This is a genomic window from Halomonas halmophila (assembly GCF_006540005.1).
Classification (GTDB): domain Bacteria; phylum Pseudomonadota; class Gammaproteobacteria; order Pseudomonadales; family Halomonadaceae; genus Halomonas; species Halomonas halmophila.
This window is the reverse complement of record NZ_BJOC01000039.1, coordinates 1-16,827: the sequence shown is the minus strand read 5'-3', so window position 1 is coordinate 16,827 and position 16,827 is coordinate 1. Positions and strand designations below refer to the sequence as shown.

Sequence of the window (16,827 nt, the reverse complement as noted above, 5' to 3'; positions counted from 1 at the left end):
TGTGCACTAAAATGGTGCATAGTGTGAGATGCCGTCATGCGCCGGGGCCCATGTGTCGGCGCCGGTGACATGGCGTGCTTTTTGCAACGATCTCTCCCTGTGGGGTCAGGCGTCTCCCGGGATGGCCTGGCCCCGGCCGGAACTTCTTCTTCGCGCACCTCGGGACCGTCCATGTATCAACGCTTGATGGAACATCTCACCACTGCCGTCCTGCTGCTCGACGGCGAGCTGCGGCTGCAATGGATGAATCCGGCCGCCGAGGCCCTGCTGGCTCTCAGCCATATGCGGGTGCAGGGCCAGGCGTTGCCGGACCTGATCACCAGTGAGGCCGACATCGGCGAACTGTTGGCCAAGGCGCGTGACGAGTTTCACCCCTTCACCCAGCGCGAGGCACGCCTGACGCTGGCGACCGGTGACATGCTGACCGTGGATTACACCGTGACCCCCTTGACGGCGGACGAGCTGCTGTTGGAGATCGAACCGCGTGACCGCCTGCTGCGCATTTCGCGGGAGGAGGCCCTGCAGACACGGCAGGAGACCATCAAGGTGCTGGCGCGGGGGCTGGCGCATGAGGTCAAGAACCCGCTGGGGGGAATTCGCGGGGCGGCGCAGTTGCTCGAGCGCGACCTCGAAGGCTCGCAGTTGACGGAGTTCACGCGAATCATCATCGAGGAGGTCGACCGCCTGCGCGACATGGTGGATGCCATGCTGGGTCCGAACCAGGTCGAGCGGCATGCGCCGCTGAACATCCACAAGGCGCTGGAGCGAGTGCGCTCGCTGCTGGTGGTCGAGCATCCGAGCGTGACCATCATCCGCGATTATGACCCGAGCCTGCCGGAACTCTCGGGGGATGAGGCGCAGATGATCCAGGCCATCCTCAATGTGGCGCGCAATGCCGTGGAGGCCATGACCGAGTCTGCGGTACCGGCGCCCAGCCTGATGCTGCGCACGCGGGCGCGTCGCCAGTTCACCCTGGGCGCCGAGCGCCATCGGCTGGTCTGCGAGGTGACCATCATCGACAACGGTCCGGGGATTCCGGATCGGCTGCGCGAAACCCTCTTCTATCCCATGGTCTCGGGGCGCGCCGAGGGCAGTGGGCTGGGGCTGTCGATTGCCCAGTCGGTCCTGCATCGCCATCACGGGCTGATCGAGTGCGATTCCGCGCCCGGCCATACCGAATTCCGCCTGCTTATTCCGCTGGAGAAACCTCATGAGTGAAGTCGCTCGCGTCATGATCGTCGACGACGACCGCGCCATCCGCTGGGTGCTGGAGCGGGCGCTGGCGCAGCCCGATCTGGAGGTCGAGTGCGTCGAGCGTGCCGATAACGTTCTGCCCCGCCTGCTCGAGGACCCGCCGGATGTGCTGGTGACCGACATTCGCATGCCGGGCATCGATGGCCTGGACCTGATGGCGCGGGTGCGCGAATCCCATCCGGACCTGCCGGTGATCGTCATGACGGCGCACTCGGACCTCGACAGTGCCGTGGCGTCCTACCAGGGTGGCGCCTTCGAGTACCTGCCCAAGCCCTTCGATGTCGACGAGGCGCTGGCCCTGGTGCGGCGTGCCGTGGCCCATGCCCGGGAGCGCGAGCGCCCGGTCACGCCCCCCGAGGGGCTGGAGACCGAGATCATCGGCGAGGCCCCGGCCATGCAGGAGGTCTTTCGCGCCATCGGCCGGCTGGCGCAGTCGCACATCACGGTGCTGATCAACGGCGAGTCGGGAACCGGCAAGGAGCGCGTGGCGCAGGCGTTGCACCAGCACAGCCCGCGCGGCAGCAAGCCCTTCATCGCCCTGAACATGGCGGCGATTCCGCGGGATCTGATCGAATCCGAGCTGTTCGGTCACGAGAAGGGCGCCTTCACCGGCGCCACGGCGCAGCGCCAGGGGCGATTCGAGCAGGCCGATGGTGGCACCCTGTTTCTCGATGAAATCGGCGACATGCCGGCCGAGACCCAGACCCGGCTGTTGCGCGTGCTGGCGGATGGCGAGTTCTACCGGGTCGGCGGTCACACCCCGGTCAAGGTGGATGTGCGCATCATCGCGGCGACTCACCAGCACCTCGAGGAACTGGTCAATGAAGGGCGCTTCCGCGAGGACCTCTTCCACCGCCTCAATGTGATCCGCGTGCATCTGCCCAAGCTGGCCGACCGGCGCGAGGACATTCCGCGGCTGGCTCGGCACTTCCTGATCGAAGCGGCCAAGGAGTTGTCGACGGACACCAAGGTGCTGACCGAGGAAGCCGAGGCGCACCTGACCCGCCTGCCGTGGCAAGGCAATGTGCGCCAGCTGGAAAACACCTGCCGCTGGCTGACCGTGATGGCCTCCGGGCGCGAGGTGATGATCGAGGACCTGCCCCCTGAACTGCGGGATGCCGAGAGCGTCGGCGTCTCCGGGGACTGGCGCGTCGCCTTCCGTGACTGGGCCGACCGCGCCCTGGCGGCCGGCCACACCCATCTGCTGGAAGAAGCCGTGCCCGACTTCGAGAAGATCCTCATCGAGACCGCGCTCAAGCACACCGGCGGCCGCAAGGGCGACGCCGCCGAGCTGCTCGGCTGGGGCCGCAACACCCTGACCCGCAAGCTCAAGACGCTGCTGCCGGAGATGGCGGAGGACTGAGCCACGAGCTGCGAGAATCGAACCGCGCGTCATGCGGGAGGTTTGGGAGGCTGAGCGGCCGGAGCCACCATCCCGATCGCCTCACGCCTCACGCCTCACGCCTCTCGTCCCGGCTTGATGGCTGAGCGGCCGGGGCCACCATCCTGCTCGTTTCTCGCTACTTCTGTTGGCGTGCCAGCGGTTGGGTACGCTTCTCCAGCCAGGCCAGGGCCTCGCCCTCGAGCTTGGGCGCGAGCCGTTCGCTGACCTCGGCGTGGTAGGCGTCGAGCCAGTCGATCTCGCTGGCGTCGAGCAGGCTGGGTTCGATGCAGCGGGTGTCGATGGGGCACAGCGTCAGTGTCTCGAAGTACAGGAAGTCGCCGAATTCGCTTTCGACCGCCGGGCGGTTGGCCACCAGGTTCTCGATACGGATGCCCCATTGGCCGGGGCGGTAAACACCGGGCTCGATGGAGGTGATCATGCCCGGCTGCATGGCGGTGTGCGGCGCCGTGGGCGCCTGCCAGGCGATGACCTGAGGGCCTTCGTGGACGTTGAGGAAGTAGCCCACGCCATGCCCGGTGCCATGCCCGTAGTCGCGGCCGGTGCGCCACAGCGGCGCCCGGGCGATGGCGTCGAGCTGCGCCGAGGGGATGCCGCGCGGGAAGTGGCTGCGGGAGAGTCCGATGGTGCCCTTGAGCACCAGGGTGTAGTCCTCGCGCTGCGCCGCGCTGATCTCGCCGACCGGTACCACTCGGGTGATATCGGTGGTGCCGCCGGGGTACTGGCCACCGGAGTCGATCAGCAGCAGGCCATTGCCCTCGATGGTCGAGTGGGCCTCGGGGGTGGCGTGGTAATGCGGCAGGGCGCCGTTGGCGTTGAAGGCAGCGATGGTCGAGAAGCTGCGGCTGACGAAGCCGTGGCGCGCGGCGCGAGCGCCGGTAAGTTGTTCGTCGACGGTCAGTTCGGTGACCGTCTCGCCGCGCTCGAGTGCCGCTTCCAGCCAGGCGAAGAATTCGCACAGGGCGGCGCCGTCCTCTTCCATGGCCTGGCGGACGTGCTTCAGGTCGTTTTCGCTCTTGCGCCCCTTGAGCAGAGTGCTGGGCTGGTAGGCCTCGATCAGATCGGCCGTGCCGGGCAGGGCCTCGCGGGTGCCCAGGGTCAGGCGGGCCGGATCGACCAGGACGCGCGCGGCGTCCGGCAGTGCCGCGAGTTGTGCCGTCCAGTCGGCATAGGGCGCCACCCGGATGCCATCGTCGGCGAGTGCCTGTGTCAGGGTGTCATCCAGCTTGCCGGGGGCGACGAACAGCGTCGCGCTCTCGCGGCCGAGCAACAGGTGGGCCAGGAAGACCGGATTGAAGTCGACATCGTCACCGCGCAGCTGGGTCAGCCAGGCGATATCGTCCAGCGTCGAGATGGGGTGCCAGTCGGCATCATGCTCGGCCATTCTGTCGCGCACGCGGGCGAGACGCTCGGCGCGGCTCTCATCCAGGTAGGCGGGATCGTGGGCATAGAGCGGCGCCTCGGGCAGGGCAGGTCGGTCCGGCCAGATGGCGTCGAGCAGGTCCAGGTCACTGCGCAGCCGGATATCCGCCGCCGACAGTTTTTCGTCCAGCCGCCGGGCATTGGCCAGGGAGACCACCTGGGCATCGAAGCCCAGGCTGGCACCGGCGGGCAGCTGCTCGGCCAGCCAGTCGATCGGCGCGTCGCCCTGACCGGGGTGGAGCTTCATCAGCTCGATGCCACTGCCGGCCAGCTGTGCCTCGACCTGCACCCAGTAGCGGCTGTCGACCCAGAGGCCGGCGCGATCCTGCGTCACCACCAATGTGCCCACCGAGCCGTCGAAGCCCGACAGCCAGGCGCGGCCGCCCCAGTGCGCCGGCAGGTACTCGGAGTTGTGCGGGTCGGAAGACGGCAACCACCAGGCATCGATGGCGTGTTCGCGCATGGCCTCGCGCAGAGCGCTAAGGCGTTGACGCGCGGCGTCGGTACTGGATGAGGACATGCTCAGGCTCCCGTTTGGTAGGTGGCGTCGTCGTTGGCGCGATGGGCCGCCGACGGGTCGATGAGGCGATGGTGTCCGAGCATGCGCTTGAACACCGGCACGAGCAACAACAGTACGGCGGCGAAAATCACCAGAGCGATGGCTGAGCGACCGAACAGCTCGGGCAATTGCTGGACCTCTTCGGGATTGACGTGGCCGCCGATCAGACCAGCGACCAGGTTGCCAAGCGCTGAGCCGGTGAACCACAGGCCCATCAACTGGCCCTGGGTGCGCCGCGGCGAGAGGCCGGACATGGTGGACAGCCCAACCGGGCTCAGACACAGCTCGCCGAGTGTCAGCAGCAGCATACTGGCGATAATCCACAATGGCGAGACCAGGCCAGGGCCGTCGAGAACCCGCTGGGCGGCCAGCACCATCAGGCCGAAGCCGCCGGCGGCCAACAGCAGTCCGAAGACGAATTTCATCGGGCTGCCGGGCTCCAGGTGGCGGCGCCCTAAAGCCGGCCAAAGCCAGCCAAACAGCGGGCCGAGCAGGACGATGAAGATGGGGTTCAGGGACTGGAACCAGACGGTGGGAATCTCCCAGCCGAGCAAGCCGCGGTCGGTGTAGTTCGAAGCGAACAGATTGTAGGAGGTGGGCTGCTGCTCGAAGGCAGCCCAGAAGAAAGCCGCCGCCGCGATCAGCACGAAGCAGATGGTGACTCGGATCCGTTCATCGCCGTTCAGGCCGCTGAGCAACATCAGGTAGGCATAGAAGCCCAGTGCCACCACGATCAGCACCGTGGTCATTGTGCCGGCCAGAGCGCGGGCGTCGATATGGATGACGCCGCTGGTGGTCAACACCACCAGACCGGCGAGCAGTGCCATGCAGCCGGCAACCCAGGTGCCGACATGGCGGCGGCGTTGAGTGGGGGCGTCCCAGGTGGCGTCGCGGCCGCGCTCGATATCGGCGCGCCGCATGGCGGGGATTGCCCACAGGCGAAAGATCAGCAGGGCGGCCAGCATGCCCAGCCCACCGATGCCAAAGCCCCAGTGCCAGCCTTGGCTTTCCAACAACACGCCACTGAGTAGCGGTGCCACCAGGGCACCGATGTTGATGCCCATGTAGAAGATGGCGAAGCCGCCGTCACGGCGCACGTCGCCTTCGTCGTAGAGGCCGCCCACCATCACCGAGATGCAGGTCTTGAACAGCCCCGAGCCGAGTACGATCAGGATCAGGCCGACGAAGAAGGCGGGAGCCCCGAAAAGGGCCGACAGTGCGATTGCCAGGTGGCCCAGAGCGATCAGTACCGAGCCGTACCATACCGCTCGGCGCTGCCCGAGCCAGTTGTCGGCCAGCCAGCCGCCGGGCAGGGCGGCGAGATAAATGGCGCCGCCGTAGAGGCCAACGATGGCCGATGCGGTTTTCTCGTCGAACCCCAGGCCGCCATCGATGAGGCTGGCGGCCATGAACAGCACCAGTAGCGGGCGAATGCCGTAGTAGGAGAAACGCTCCCACATCTCGGTGAAGAATAGTGGTCCCAAGGGGCGGGGGTGGCCCAGGAAAGTCGTATCGTGTCGAGACGAGCTGTCCTGTGTCGAGGAGGTCGGGTGCATGAAACCGTGCCTTGTGATGATGCGCACACTGCTCCCCAGCCCAGAGCCCGGTCCAGAAAGCGGCGGTCGGCGGGACCAACCCGGGGGCTGAGCGGGAGAGGAATGCGTTTGGATAAATAAACGACATGATGCGCATGGCAGTGACAGTCGGCCCTGCCAGTAGCGCCGTGGCGTGGGATTTTAGAGAATTTGTTTAGCGAGCGAAATATATGGTTGGCGATATGTTGTCTCGAAATGCCTTCCTTCCGTCCGAGTGGGGCTCCAGGCAGCCGTGTGCCACCCAACAAAAGGGGCATATGACTGGTGCGAGCGGCTGTTTATAGTCGTTGAATCGTCACTCAACGGGCGCATGCTGCTATGTGCGTCGTCAGGTGGAATCCCTGGATGATCCTTGTCGGGCATCGGGAGGCTGCTCTGGGTAAGCAGGAGGCTTCATGGCTGATATCGAAAGAGTGGAGAATGTTCCGTCGCGCGTCCGGATCACCGAGGTCGGGCTGCGCGACGGCCTGCAGAACGAGCCGGTCGTGCTGAGCACGGCCGACAAGCTCGCACTGGTCGAATCCCTGCTGGCGGCCGGTGTCACGACCTTCGAGCTGACCTCCTTCGTGAGTCCCAGAGCGGTGCCGGCGCTGAGTGATGCCAGTGAGCTGGTGGCGGCGGTGCGCGCGCGTCGCGCTGATGTGCATCTCTCGGCGCTGGTGCCCAATGTGCGTGGCGCCGAACGCGCCCTGGCGGCGGGCGTCGATGCCGTGGTGCTGTTTGTCTCCGCCTCCGAGACGCACAATGCCCGCAACGTCAATGCGTCGGTAGCCGAGTCGCTGGCCGGCTTCGCGACGGTGGCGCGCCGCCTTGAGGGCAGCGGCATCGAATTGCGTGGCGCCATCGCCACCGGCTTCGGCTGCCCCTTCGAGGGCGATGTGCCGGTCGAGCAGGTGGGGCGCATCGCCCGCGACATGGCCGGGCTGGGTATTCGACGCATCGCGCTGGGCGATACCACCGGCATGGCGACGCCGCCGCTGGTAAGCGAGCGGGTTCAGCACCTGCGCGAGGTGGTTCCCGAGGTCGTGCCGGCCCTGCATTTTCATAATACCCGCGGCATCGGGCTGGCCAATGTCATGCAGGGGCTGGCGCTGGGCGTCGAGGACTACGAGAGCGCCATCGGCGGGCTGGGCGGTTGCCCCTTTGCGCCCGGCGCCTCGGGCAACATCGCCAGCGAGGACCTGGTCTACCTGCTCGACGAAATGGGCATCGACAGCGGCCTGAGCCTCGACGGCATGATAGAGGCCGGCGGTGTCGCCACGCGCCTGATGGGGCGGACGCTGCCGGCCCAGGTATCCCGGGCGGGGCCGCGCCTGGCGCTGCATGATGCTTCCGCCGTTCCCACTGCACGAGGATGATGATGTCGAATTCACCGTCCCAGTCCGGAGGCGCCCTCGAGGGCATCCGCGTGATCGACCTGACCCGGGTGATTTCCGGGCCCTTCTGTACCCAGATGCTGGGCGACCATGGTGCCGAGGTCATCAAGGTCGAGCCGCCCGGTCGGGGCGACATCGTGCGCTCCCAGGGCAACATGGTGAACGGCTTCAGCTGGTACTTCGCCCAGTTCAATCGCAACAAGCGCTCGCTGACGCTGGATCTGCGTCAGGAGGCGGGCAGGGAGATCCTGTGCCGCCTGCTGGATGACGCCGATGTGCTGGTGGAAAACTTCCGCCCGGGGGTCATGGCCAAAATGGGGCTGGATGACGCCACCCTGCGCGAGCGCTTTCCCCATCTGGTGGTGGGGCGCATCAATGGCTTCGGCTCCATCGGCCCCTATCGTGACCGACCGGCCTACGACTTCATCGCTCAGGCCATGAGCGGCTTCATGGGCGTCAACGGGCCGCCGGGCGGTGAGCCCATGCGCGCGGCGCCGCCGATCAGTGACATGGTGGCCAGCCAGAACCTGGCCTTCGGCATCAGTGCGGCCCTGGTGCGACGCGCGCGAACCGGGCAGGGCGAGATCGTCGAGACGGCTCTGACCAATGGGTTGATCAGCATGATGGGCTACCTGGCGGCGGAGTACTTCGCTACCGGCGAGGTGCCCGGGCGCACCGGCAACGACCATCCCATGCTGTATCCCTACGGGCTCTTCCAGGCCAGCGACGGTGAGGTCGCCATTGCGCCGAGCAATGACATCATGGTCGAGCGTTTCCTCGGTGCCCTGAACATGCAGGAGCTGCTGGAGGAAGAACGCTTCGCCGACAACCGCCAGCGCATGGCCAACCGCGAGCCGTTGCGCGAGCTGCTCAACCAGGTCATTTCACAGCGCAGCGTCGAGGAGTGGATCGCCCACTTCAATGAAGCCGGCGTGCCCTGCGGGCGCGTCCAGGATCTCCAGGAGACCTTCGAGGACCCCCAGGTGGTGGCCCAGCAGATGATGCTGCAGCTCGATCAGGGAGAACATGGTCAGGTGCCGACCACCGGTTTTCCGGTGAAGATGAGCGAAGCGCCGGCCGCCTTGCACTTTCCGGTGCCCCGGCTCGGCGAGCATACCGCGAGTCTGCTCGACGATCTGGGGCTGGATGACGCCGTCCAGCAGGCATTGAGGGACAAGGGCGTTATATGAGCAATAACTGGCATAACTGCAAGACATAGTAATGACTGATGACAACAACAAGGAGCACAACGATGTCGACTCAACTTACCAAGATCATTCCCCGCCTGGGCGCCTCCGCACTGCTGGGCCTGGGGCTTGTCGTCAGCCTGCCGAGTCAGGCGCTGCCCATCGATGAATGCATCGCGCCCGCCGCCCCGGGTGGTGGCTGGGACTTCACCTGCCGTTCGGTGGGCAAGCTGATGCGTGAACTGGAGCTGGTGGAGGACAGCGTCCAGGTTACCAACATGCCGGGGGGCGTGGGCGCCGTGGCGTTCTCCAACGTGGCCAGTAAGCGGCCCGATGATAGCAACCTCATAGTAGCCACCAGCACGGTCGGGGTGACTCAGATCGCCCAGGGGCGTTATCCGGACGGCGCCGATGCGATGCGTTGGCTGGCCATGCTGGGCACCGATGTGGGGGTAATCCTGGTCGATGATGACAGCCCCTACGAAACCCTGGATCAGCTGCTGAACGATATCGTGGAAGAGCCGTCCTCGGTGGCCATGGCCGGGTCCAGTGGGGCAGGTGGCTGGGATCATATTCGTGCCCTGCGCCTGGCCAAGGCGGCGGGCCTGCCTGGTGATCAGATCGGGGCGATGCGCTGGGTGCAGTTCGATGGTGGTGGCCCGGCCGTGACGCAGATGATGGGTGGCCATGTGGATGCCGTGTCCACCGATCTGGGAGAAATCGCCGGGTTTATCGAGTCCGGCGATGTCCGTGTCCTGGCAGTGTTGTCCGAGGAACCGTTGCCCGAGCCGTTCGAGGAGCTGCCGACGGCGGTGGCCCAGGGCTATGACGTGACGGGCTATAACTGGCGTGGCTTCTACACCGGGGGTGAGGTCTCGGATGACGACTACAACGCCATGGTCGACACCTTGAAGTCGCTTTACGACAGCGAGGAATGGAAGGAAGTGGCGGCACAGAACGGCCTGGTTCCATTGTGGCGTGGTGGAGAAGAGTTCAGTGACTTTGTCCGCCAGTCCATTGAGGACGTGGAAGACATTTCACGTGAGATCGGGGTGATTCAGTGAGCGATGAAACTTCGGTAGAACCTGCCGCCCGAGGCGATCGCATCGCCGGGGCGGTGCTGGTGGTATTGGCGCTGGGGGCCTGGTGGCATGCGCAGAGTTTTGTGGCGGGCTTCATGCAGCCCGTCGGTCCCGGTGTCTTTCCGCAGTTGGTCAGCGTGCCGTTGGGGCTGCTGGCCCTTTACCTGATGATTCGTCCCGGCATCAATCACCGTTGGCCAAGCGGAGCATCACTGTGCCGCCAGCTCGGAGTGTTGCTGGTGCTGGGTACCTATGCGGCCTTTATCGAGCCCTGGGGCTTTGTGCCTACGACCCTGGTAACCGCCGTGCTCTTGTTGCGCCTATTCGGCGCCAACTGGCGACAAGCCCTGCCGTACGGTGTGCTGCTGGGGGTGTCGTTGTACCTGCTGTTCGAGTTTGCGCTGGGGATTCCCCTGCCCGACATGCCCGGCCTGGGTGTATAGCGTTTTATGGATGTTCTCGATTTTCTGGTTCATGGGTTTGCCGTCGCACTGCAGCCCCAGCATCTGCTGTTGGCAATGGCCGGCTGCATTATCGGTACCCTGATCGGCGCCCTGCCGGGCCTGGGCCCGGTCAACGGGGTGGCCCTGCTGATCCCGTTGGCCTTCAACTTTGGACTCGAGCCCACGGCGGCGCTGATTCTGCTGGTCAGCGTCTATTACGGTTGCATGTATGGTGGCCGCATCAGCTCCATCGTGCTCAATATTCCCGGCGATGAACCGGCCATGATGACCACCCTGGACGGCTACCCCATGGCCCAGGCCGGGCGTGGCGGCGAGGCGCTGGGGCTTTCGGCGGTGGCGTCCTTCGTCGGTGCCATCATTGCGACCATCGGGCTGACGCTGTTCGCGCCGCTGTTGGTCAAGGTTGCCATTCGCTTCGGCCCGGCGGAGTACTTTGCGCTCTTCGTGCTGGCCTTCGCGACCATCGGTGGGGTAACCAGCGGCAGTTTCACCAAGAGCTTCATCGCGGCGGCGCTGGGCCTGCTGCTGGGCACGGTGGGGATTGATCCGGCAACCAGCGTGGCGCGCTATACCTTCGGCTGGTACGAACTCTATGATGGCATCGACTATATCGTCGCGCTGGTCGGCCTGTTCGCGGTGTCCGAGTGTCTGTTGTTCCTCGAACGCGACCCTGACCAGGCGACTGCCTCGCTGAAGGTCGGCTCGGCAGTACCCGGCATGCGCCGTGCGATCGCCTGTGCACCGACCATCGGGCGTGGTTCGATCATCGGCTTTATTTCCGGTGTTCTGCCCGGTGCCGGGGCCTCGCTGGGCAGCTTTCTCGCCTATGTGCTGGAGAAGCGCTGGTGGGGCACCCGGGGGCGGTTCGGCACCGGTGATCCACGCGGCGTAGCGGCGCCGGAGGCGGGCAACAATGCGGCGGCCGGCGGTGCCCTGATTCCCATGCTCTCGCTGGGTATCCCGGGCAGTGGCACCACGGCGATCCTGCTGGCCTTGTTGTTGTCGATGAACATCACGCCGGGCCCGTTGCTGTTCGAACAGCAGCCGGACATGGTGTGGGGACTGGTGGCGGCGCTGTTCATCGGCAACCTGATGCTGCTGGTGCTGAACATTCCGCTGGTGGGGCTGTTCGCCAAGATGTTGCAGGCGCCGGCCTGGTTCCTGATGCCGATGGTGACGCTGGTGGCGTTCGTGGGCATCTTCTCGCTCAACAACAGCGCTTTCGACCTCTACATGATGCTGGCCTTCGGCGTACTCGGATACCTGCTGCGCAAGCTGGACATCCCCACGGTGCCGGTCGTGCTGGGGTTGTTGCTGGGCGGGCAAATGGAATTCAACCTGCGGCGAGCCATGTCGATCTCCGGGGGGGACTGGAGCATCCTGTGGAGCAGCGGCATCACGATCGGTATCTATGCGTTTGCCGTGTCGCTGCTGCTGGCCGGCCTGGCCTATGCGATGGTCATCAAGAAACGCCTGGAATAGACAAAAATCCGCGCCAACGGCTGGGCGAGACCGGACCATGGTGCCAGAATGGGGGCCTCAAGGAGGCTCCATGACGCAGATGACCTGGGAGCGCCTGCTCGATCCGGCCCGCCTGCACGATGAGCGCGGTGTGGCACGTGGCGAGACAGGCCGTAGCCCGTTTCACAAGGATCACGATCGCATTGTCTTTGCCGGTTCGTTTCGCCGCCTGGGGCGCAAGACCCAGGTGCATCCGCTGACCGACAACGATCATATTCACACCCGCTTGACGCATTCCCTGGAAGTGGGCTGCGTGGGGCGTTCACTGGGCATGAGTGTCGGCGAGGAGCTGCACCATCGGCTGCCTGCCGGCATCACGCCGGCGGATCTGGGCGTGATCGTCCAGGCGGCCTGTCTGGGCCATGACATCGGCAATCCGCCCTTCGGCCATGCCGGCGAGTATGCCATTCGCGACTGGTTCAAGCGGGCCGCCGTGGATGGCAGTGGCCTGCTCGACGGCCTGTCGGACATGGAGCGCCAGGATCTGCTGACCTATGAGGGCAATGCTCAGGGCTTTCGCATCGTCACCCAGATCGAGTACAACCAGTTTCGCGGTGGCATGCGCTTGACCGGCGCCACCCTGGGCACGCTGCTCAAGTACCCGTGGGCGGTGGACCATGGCGGATCGCGGGGCAAGTTCGGCTGTTACCAGAGTGAACTGCCGTTGCTCAATGAGGTGGCCGACCGCCTCGGCCTGCTGCCCCAGGGCGAGAATCGCTGGTGCCGGCATCCGCTGGCCTGGCTGGTCGAGGCCGCCGATGATATCTGCTATGCGCTGCTGGATCTCGAGGATGGCCTGGAAATGGGCATCCTGCGTTTCGAGGAAGTGGCCGATATCCTGACCCAGATTGCCGGTGGCGAGCCGCCGGATTATGCCACCATGCGCGAGGATGGCGTCTCCCAGCGGCGGCGCATTGCCGCCCTGCGCGGCGCGGCCATGGAGCAGGCGGTCAAGGAAGTGACCAAGGTCTTCGTGCAGCACGAGGGCGAGCTGCTGGCCGGTACCCTGCAGCATGATCTGCTGGAGCTCTGTCACCCGGATCTGGACTGGGGCGTCAAGGCCGCCAAGGACCTGGCCCGCGAGCGCATCTTCCGCAATGAGCGCAAGGCCAAACTGGAGATCGGTGCATACACGACCCTGGGCATCCTGCTCGAGGCCTTCATCGGCGCCGCGCACGAGCTGCATCACACCGGACATTCCAACTTCAAGCACCAGCGGGTGCTGGCGCTGATCGGCGAGAACACCCCGCTGCGTTCCTGGTCGCTGTACGACAGCTATCGCCGCATGCTCGATTTCATCGGTGGCATGACCGACCACTATGCCGTGGATCTGGCCCAGGAGATGGGCGGGCGCCTCAAGGGCGACTGAGCGGCCGGCCGCGGTTCAGGCGCTGAGTCGCAGCGGCGGCTCGCCGTCCGGATCACGATCGGCGCCGCTGGCGCTCAGCACGCGCTGGATGGCCCGGCCGATGCGCTTGCTGCTGTCGCGGATGCCCTGGTTGCCGAACAACCGGTTGAACTCGAGGATATAGGGTTGGCCGTCGTGCATGGCGATGTCGAAGCCGGCATGGTCGATGCCGAGTTCTCGCGCCAGGCGCTGGGCCAGCGCGACGGCCGACGCGGGAATCTCCCCCTCCTGGATATGACCGCCCTGGCTGACATTGGCGCGATAGCCGCCCAGCGGGGTGACGCGCCAGTAGGCGGCAATCATCTCGCCTCCCACGATGACGATGCGCAGGTCGCGGTCGATGGGCAGGCGCTGCTGAGCGTAGAGCACGCTCTCTTCGGCGACATGCGCCAGCAGTGCCGGGCGTGACTCGATCAGGCTGACGCCCTGGCCCATCGAGCTCTTGATGCGCTTGGCGATGAAGGGGTAGCCGAAACGGGCCTCGGCCTTGTCCAGCGAGGTCGGCGAGGTGCCGAGGATCTCGGTGGCGGGCAGATGCTCCGGGCACAGGGCCAGGAAGGCGCGTGTCTGCTCGACCTTGTCGTGGCCCAGGTAGTAGCTGGCCGGGCTCGGGAAGATGCGGGCGCCGAGGCCATACAGCAGGCTGTTGAGCTGCCAGTACTCGGGAAACAGCAACCAGTCGGCCTGGCGGATTTCCTCGAGATGGTCGAACATGTGGTCGGGCTTGATATAACGCACACCGGGGATGCCCAGGGTGCGAAAAACATCGAATGTGATCAGATTCATGGATAGAAGATCTATATCTCCGTCTGGGCGAGCGAATTATTATCCGCGCCGATGCCGCTGGCAAGCACTATTCACTGCCTGGCCCTCAGGGGGCCGGCGCCGCCTGGCGATGGCGCTGATGCTGGGTATCAGTCTGCTGGGCTCGCTGCCGGCCCTGGCCAAGACGCCCGGCGAGGCGGCGCCGATCGAGGCCCGGGGCTTCGATCATTACACCCTGGCGCTGACCTGGCATCCGGGCTTCTGTGCCACCCGGCACGACCCGCCGCGCGAGTGTCGCGAGGCGCGGTTGCGGCGTGGCAGCGAGGCCGGCTTCGTGCTGCATGGGCTCTGGCCGTCCCTGCCTCACCAGCTGGAAGAGCGCGGGGTCGAGCGTCAGCACTGGTGGCGGAAGGGCTGTTTCATCGAGCGTGAACGCACCTCGGGCGGCTTCTGTGAGCATCCGCCGCTGGGGCTTTCGGAGGCGCTGGATACGCAACTGGATGCGGTCATGCCGGGGCGGGCGAGCTGCCTGGGGCGCTATCAGTATGCCAAGCACGCCTCCTGCCTGCGGCTCTCCGCCGAGGATCTGTTCGAGACCTCGGTGGCCCTGGTCGAGGCCGTCAACGCCAGTGTCTTCACCGACTTCGTGGTCACCCAGCGTGGCGGTGAGGTGCGTCGCAATGACCTGATCGATGCCTTCGAGTCGGCCTTCGGCGAGGGCAAGGGGCGCGCCCTGCGCCTGGAGTGCGGGGGAGACGGCAACCGGCTGTTGACCGAAGTGCGCATCGGTATCGACGCGCAACGCCTGACGGACTTCCCGGCCCCCGAGAGCCTGGTGAAACTGGGGCTGGGAGATTGTCCGGCGACGATCGAGATCGCGGCCTTTTAAGCCGCCTTGCCCGGGTTCGACAGCGCGTGTCGGCGCAACACGCGGATGATGGCGTCGTGGGTCGTGTCGTCGAATGCCCGGGCCGCTTGTCGGTTCGGGGACGGCTGGTCGAGATAATCGGCCAGGCCTTCACCACTGACTACCAGCAGGTCGCCGGCCTTGTCGGCCTGCTCGATCTGCCAGCCGGGAAGCACCAGCACGCCCTGTACCGGCACCGACTGGCCGATCTGCTGCTCCAGCCAGCGGGCCAGCGAGCGGGTGGCGTGCCGTGTCTCGCGCAGCGCTCGGCGCTCCTTCCAGCCGGGGAAGCGTAGCCGTTCCTTCTCCACGACCACGACATTGTTGTCTTCCCCGGAGGGCAGCACGGCGGGTGTACGGGCGCGTGTCTCGATGGCGAAGACGCCGTGCGGCGTGACCGCGACATGGTCCAGGCTGTTGCCGCGCTCTGTGGAGCGTTCGAGGCTGACGTCATGAAACACGAAATAGGGATGGGCTTCCGGCCGGATCAGTCGCGACAGTTCCTGGCCCACGGCCAGTTCGCAGGCCAGGCCCAGCTTGAGGCGCCGGATGCGCTGGAAGTCGCGGATCAGGCGCAGGCAGAAGACCAGCACCAGCAGGGTCGAGAGGGCGCCATAGAGGCTCCATTCCAGCCAGTTCTGCTGATCGGCGAAGAGCATGCGTCCCATGCCGTAGACCAGCGGCGCCATGGTGATAATCGGGCCCAGGGCGCCGTTGAGGAACAGGCCGGTGAAGGCCTGGTCGAGCCGGTCGCGCAGTGACTGGCCCGGTTCGCGCAGGCGATGGGCATCGAACGGCGAACTGACCCTGGCGTCATGCAGGTTGCGCAAGGCCAGCACGACCACGGCCGTGGCCGCGAGCGGGAACAGAAAGATCAGCGGCAGCAGGTATTCCAGCCAGGCCATCGAGAGTCCTTGCCCATGGGGAGGGCTCCATTCTAGACAATCCTGGCCCATCAAGGCCATGCTCGAAGCTCGATGGACAAGCAGGGAACTCACATGGCGCAAGACGCGATCGCCTCACTGATGGCCTTCATGGTGGAGACGCCGCGCTTGACGGTGCTTACGGGGGCGGGCATCAGCACGGCCAGCGGCATCCCCGATTACCGTGACGACCAGGGCGACTGGAAGCGTTCCCCGCCCATGCAGCATCAGGTATTCATGGCGTCCCACGCCGCTCGCCAGCGCTACTGGGCGCGTGCCCTGGTCGGCTTCCGCACCCTGAACCAGGCGCAGCCCAATGCGGCTCATCAGGCCCTGGCGCGCCTGGAGGGGCAGGGCAGCGTCGCCGGCATCATCACCCAGAATGTCGATGGGCTGCATCAGCGTGCCGGCTCCCGGCGGGTGATCGACCTGCATGGGCGCGCCGATATGGTGCGTTGCATGAGCTGTGGCGCGACGCGCCCGCGTCAGGACCTGCATGACGAGCTGGGAGCCCTCAATCCGCAGTGGCTGGCGCTGGGGGCGCATGCCGCGCCGGATGGCGATGCCGACCTGGAGCGGGATTTCAGTGACTTTCGGGTACCGGCCTGCACCGGGTGCAGTGAAGGGATCTGGAAGCCGGATGTGGTCTTCTTCGGCGACAGCGTGCCGCGCCACACGGTGGAGGAGGCCTTCGCGCTGCTGGATGAAAGCTCGGGCCTGCTGGTGGTCGGCTCGTCGCTGATGGTCTATTCCGGCTATCGCTTCGCGCGGCGTGCCGCCCGGGCCGGACAACCCCTGGCCTGCCTCAACCTGGGGCGCACGCGAGCCGATGAGTTGTTCGCGGTGAAGGTGTCCGCCAGTGCCGAGGACGGCCTGGCAGCGCTGGCGGAGCGGCTCGATGCCGCGCCGGGGGCGGCGGCCCCCTGAGAGGGTGTTTACAAAAGTCACGAGCGACGGCCAAG

At 65.9% G+C, this 16,827-nt stretch carries 14 protein-coding genes; 10 read left to right on the top strand and 4 right to left on the bottom strand.

Annotation, left to right across the window (positions count from 1 at the left end):
* The first annotated feature begins 171 nt into the window (after positions 1–171).
* Together glnL and glnG are read left to right on the top strand one after the other, a co-directional pair.
* Complete coding sequence (glnL, locus tag HHA01_RS12910; protein WP_141321359.1) at positions 172–1,218, top strand: nitrogen regulation protein NR(II); 1,047 nt, start codon at positions 172–174, stop codon at positions 1,216–1,218.
* On the top strand, positions 1,211–2,617 hold the full coding sequence (gene glnG, locus HHA01_RS12905) for a nitrogen regulation protein NR(I) (RefSeq protein WP_141321357.1): 1,407 nt from the start codon (positions 1,211–1,213) through the stop codon (positions 2,615–2,617). Before glnL ends, glnG begins: the two co-directional genes overlap by 8 nt.
* A gap of 157 nt (positions 2,618–2,774) precedes the next feature.
* Here glnG and HHA01_RS12900 read toward each other — a convergent pair whose 3' ends face one another.
* Entirely contained in the window at positions 2,775–4,598 is a 1,824-nt protein-coding gene (locus HHA01_RS12900) for an aminopeptidase P family protein (RefSeq protein ID WP_141321355.1), read from the bottom strand.
* A gap of 2 nt (positions 4,599–4,600) precedes the next feature.
* On the bottom strand, positions 4,601–6,193 hold the full coding sequence (locus HHA01_RS12895) for a peptide MFS transporter (protein WP_141321353.1): 1,593 nt from the start codon (positions 6,191–6,193) through the stop codon (positions 4,601–4,603).
* Positions 6,194–6,627: 434 nt separating this feature from the next.
* Between HHA01_RS12895 and HHA01_RS12890 the strand changes: the two genes are divergently transcribed.
* From HHA01_RS12890 to HHA01_RS12865, 6 genes are all read left to right on the top strand, one after another.
* Positions 6,628–7,590, top strand: coding sequence for a hydroxymethylglutaryl-CoA lyase (locus HHA01_RS12890; protein WP_141321351.1), 963 nt, complete (start codon positions 6,628–6,630; stop codon positions 7,588–7,590).
* A gap of 2 nt (positions 7,591–7,592) precedes the next feature.
* Positions 7,593–8,798, top strand: coding sequence for a CaiB/BaiF CoA transferase family protein (locus HHA01_RS12885; RefSeq protein ID WP_141321349.1), 1,206 nt, complete (start codon positions 7,593–7,595; stop codon positions 8,796–8,798).
* A gap of 62 nt (positions 8,799–8,860) precedes the next feature.
* The gene (locus HHA01_RS12880) at positions 8,861–9,859 is read left to right on the top strand and encodes a Bug family tripartite tricarboxylate transporter substrate binding protein (protein WP_141321347.1); all 999 of its coding nucleotides are present in this window, start codon (positions 8,861–8,863) and stop codon (positions 9,857–9,859) included.
* Positions 9,856–10,320: a tripartite tricarboxylate transporter TctB family protein gene (locus tag HHA01_RS12875; protein ID WP_141321345.1), complete on the top strand. Its 465-nt coding sequence runs from the start codon at positions 9,856–9,858 to the stop codon at positions 10,318–10,320. The genes HHA01_RS12880 and HHA01_RS12875 overlap by 4 nt, the downstream gene beginning before the upstream one ends.
* Positions 10,321–10,326: 6 nt before the next feature.
* Complete coding sequence (locus tag HHA01_RS12870) at positions 10,327–11,823, top strand: tripartite tricarboxylate transporter permease (protein WP_141321343.1); 1,497 nt, start codon at positions 10,327–10,329, stop codon at positions 11,821–11,823.
* A 70-nt stretch (positions 11,824–11,893) separates the two neighbouring features.
* Positions 11,894–13,231, top strand: coding sequence for a deoxyguanosinetriphosphate triphosphohydrolase (locus HHA01_RS12865; RefSeq protein ID WP_141321341.1), 1,338 nt, complete (start codon positions 11,894–11,896; stop codon positions 13,229–13,231).
* Between the two features lie 15 nt (positions 13,232–13,246).
* Here the strand turns inward: HHA01_RS12865 and HHA01_RS12860 are convergent, their stop codons facing one another.
* Positions 13,247–14,056, bottom strand: a complete 810-nt coding sequence (locus HHA01_RS12860) for an ATP-grasp domain-containing protein (protein ID WP_141321339.1) — start codon at positions 14,054–14,056, stop codon at positions 13,247–13,249.
* 118 nt (positions 14,057–14,174) lie between these two features.
* On the opposite strand from HHA01_RS12860, the gene HHA01_RS12855 reads away from it, so the two are divergent.
* The gene (locus tag HHA01_RS12855; protein WP_246053903.1) at positions 14,175–14,924 is read left to right on the top strand and encodes a ribonuclease T2 family protein; all 750 of its coding nucleotides are present in this window, start codon (positions 14,175–14,177) and stop codon (positions 14,922–14,924) included.
* Here the strand turns inward: HHA01_RS12855 and HHA01_RS12850 are convergent.
* Entirely contained in the window at positions 14,921–15,847 is a 927-nt protein-coding gene (locus tag HHA01_RS12850; RefSeq protein WP_141321335.1) for a nuclease-related domain-containing protein, read from the bottom strand. The two genes, HHA01_RS12855 and HHA01_RS12850, sit on opposite strands and share 4 nt — an antisense overlap.
* Positions 15,848–15,919: 72 nt before the next feature.
* Here HHA01_RS12850 and HHA01_RS12845 point away from each other — a divergent pair, with 72 nt between their 5' ends.
* Complete coding sequence (locus tag HHA01_RS12845; RefSeq protein ID WP_141321333.1) at positions 15,920–16,792, top strand: NAD-dependent protein deacetylase; 873 nt, start codon at positions 15,920–15,922, stop codon at positions 16,790–16,792.
* The last annotated feature ends 35 nt before the right edge of the window (positions 16,793–16,827 follow it).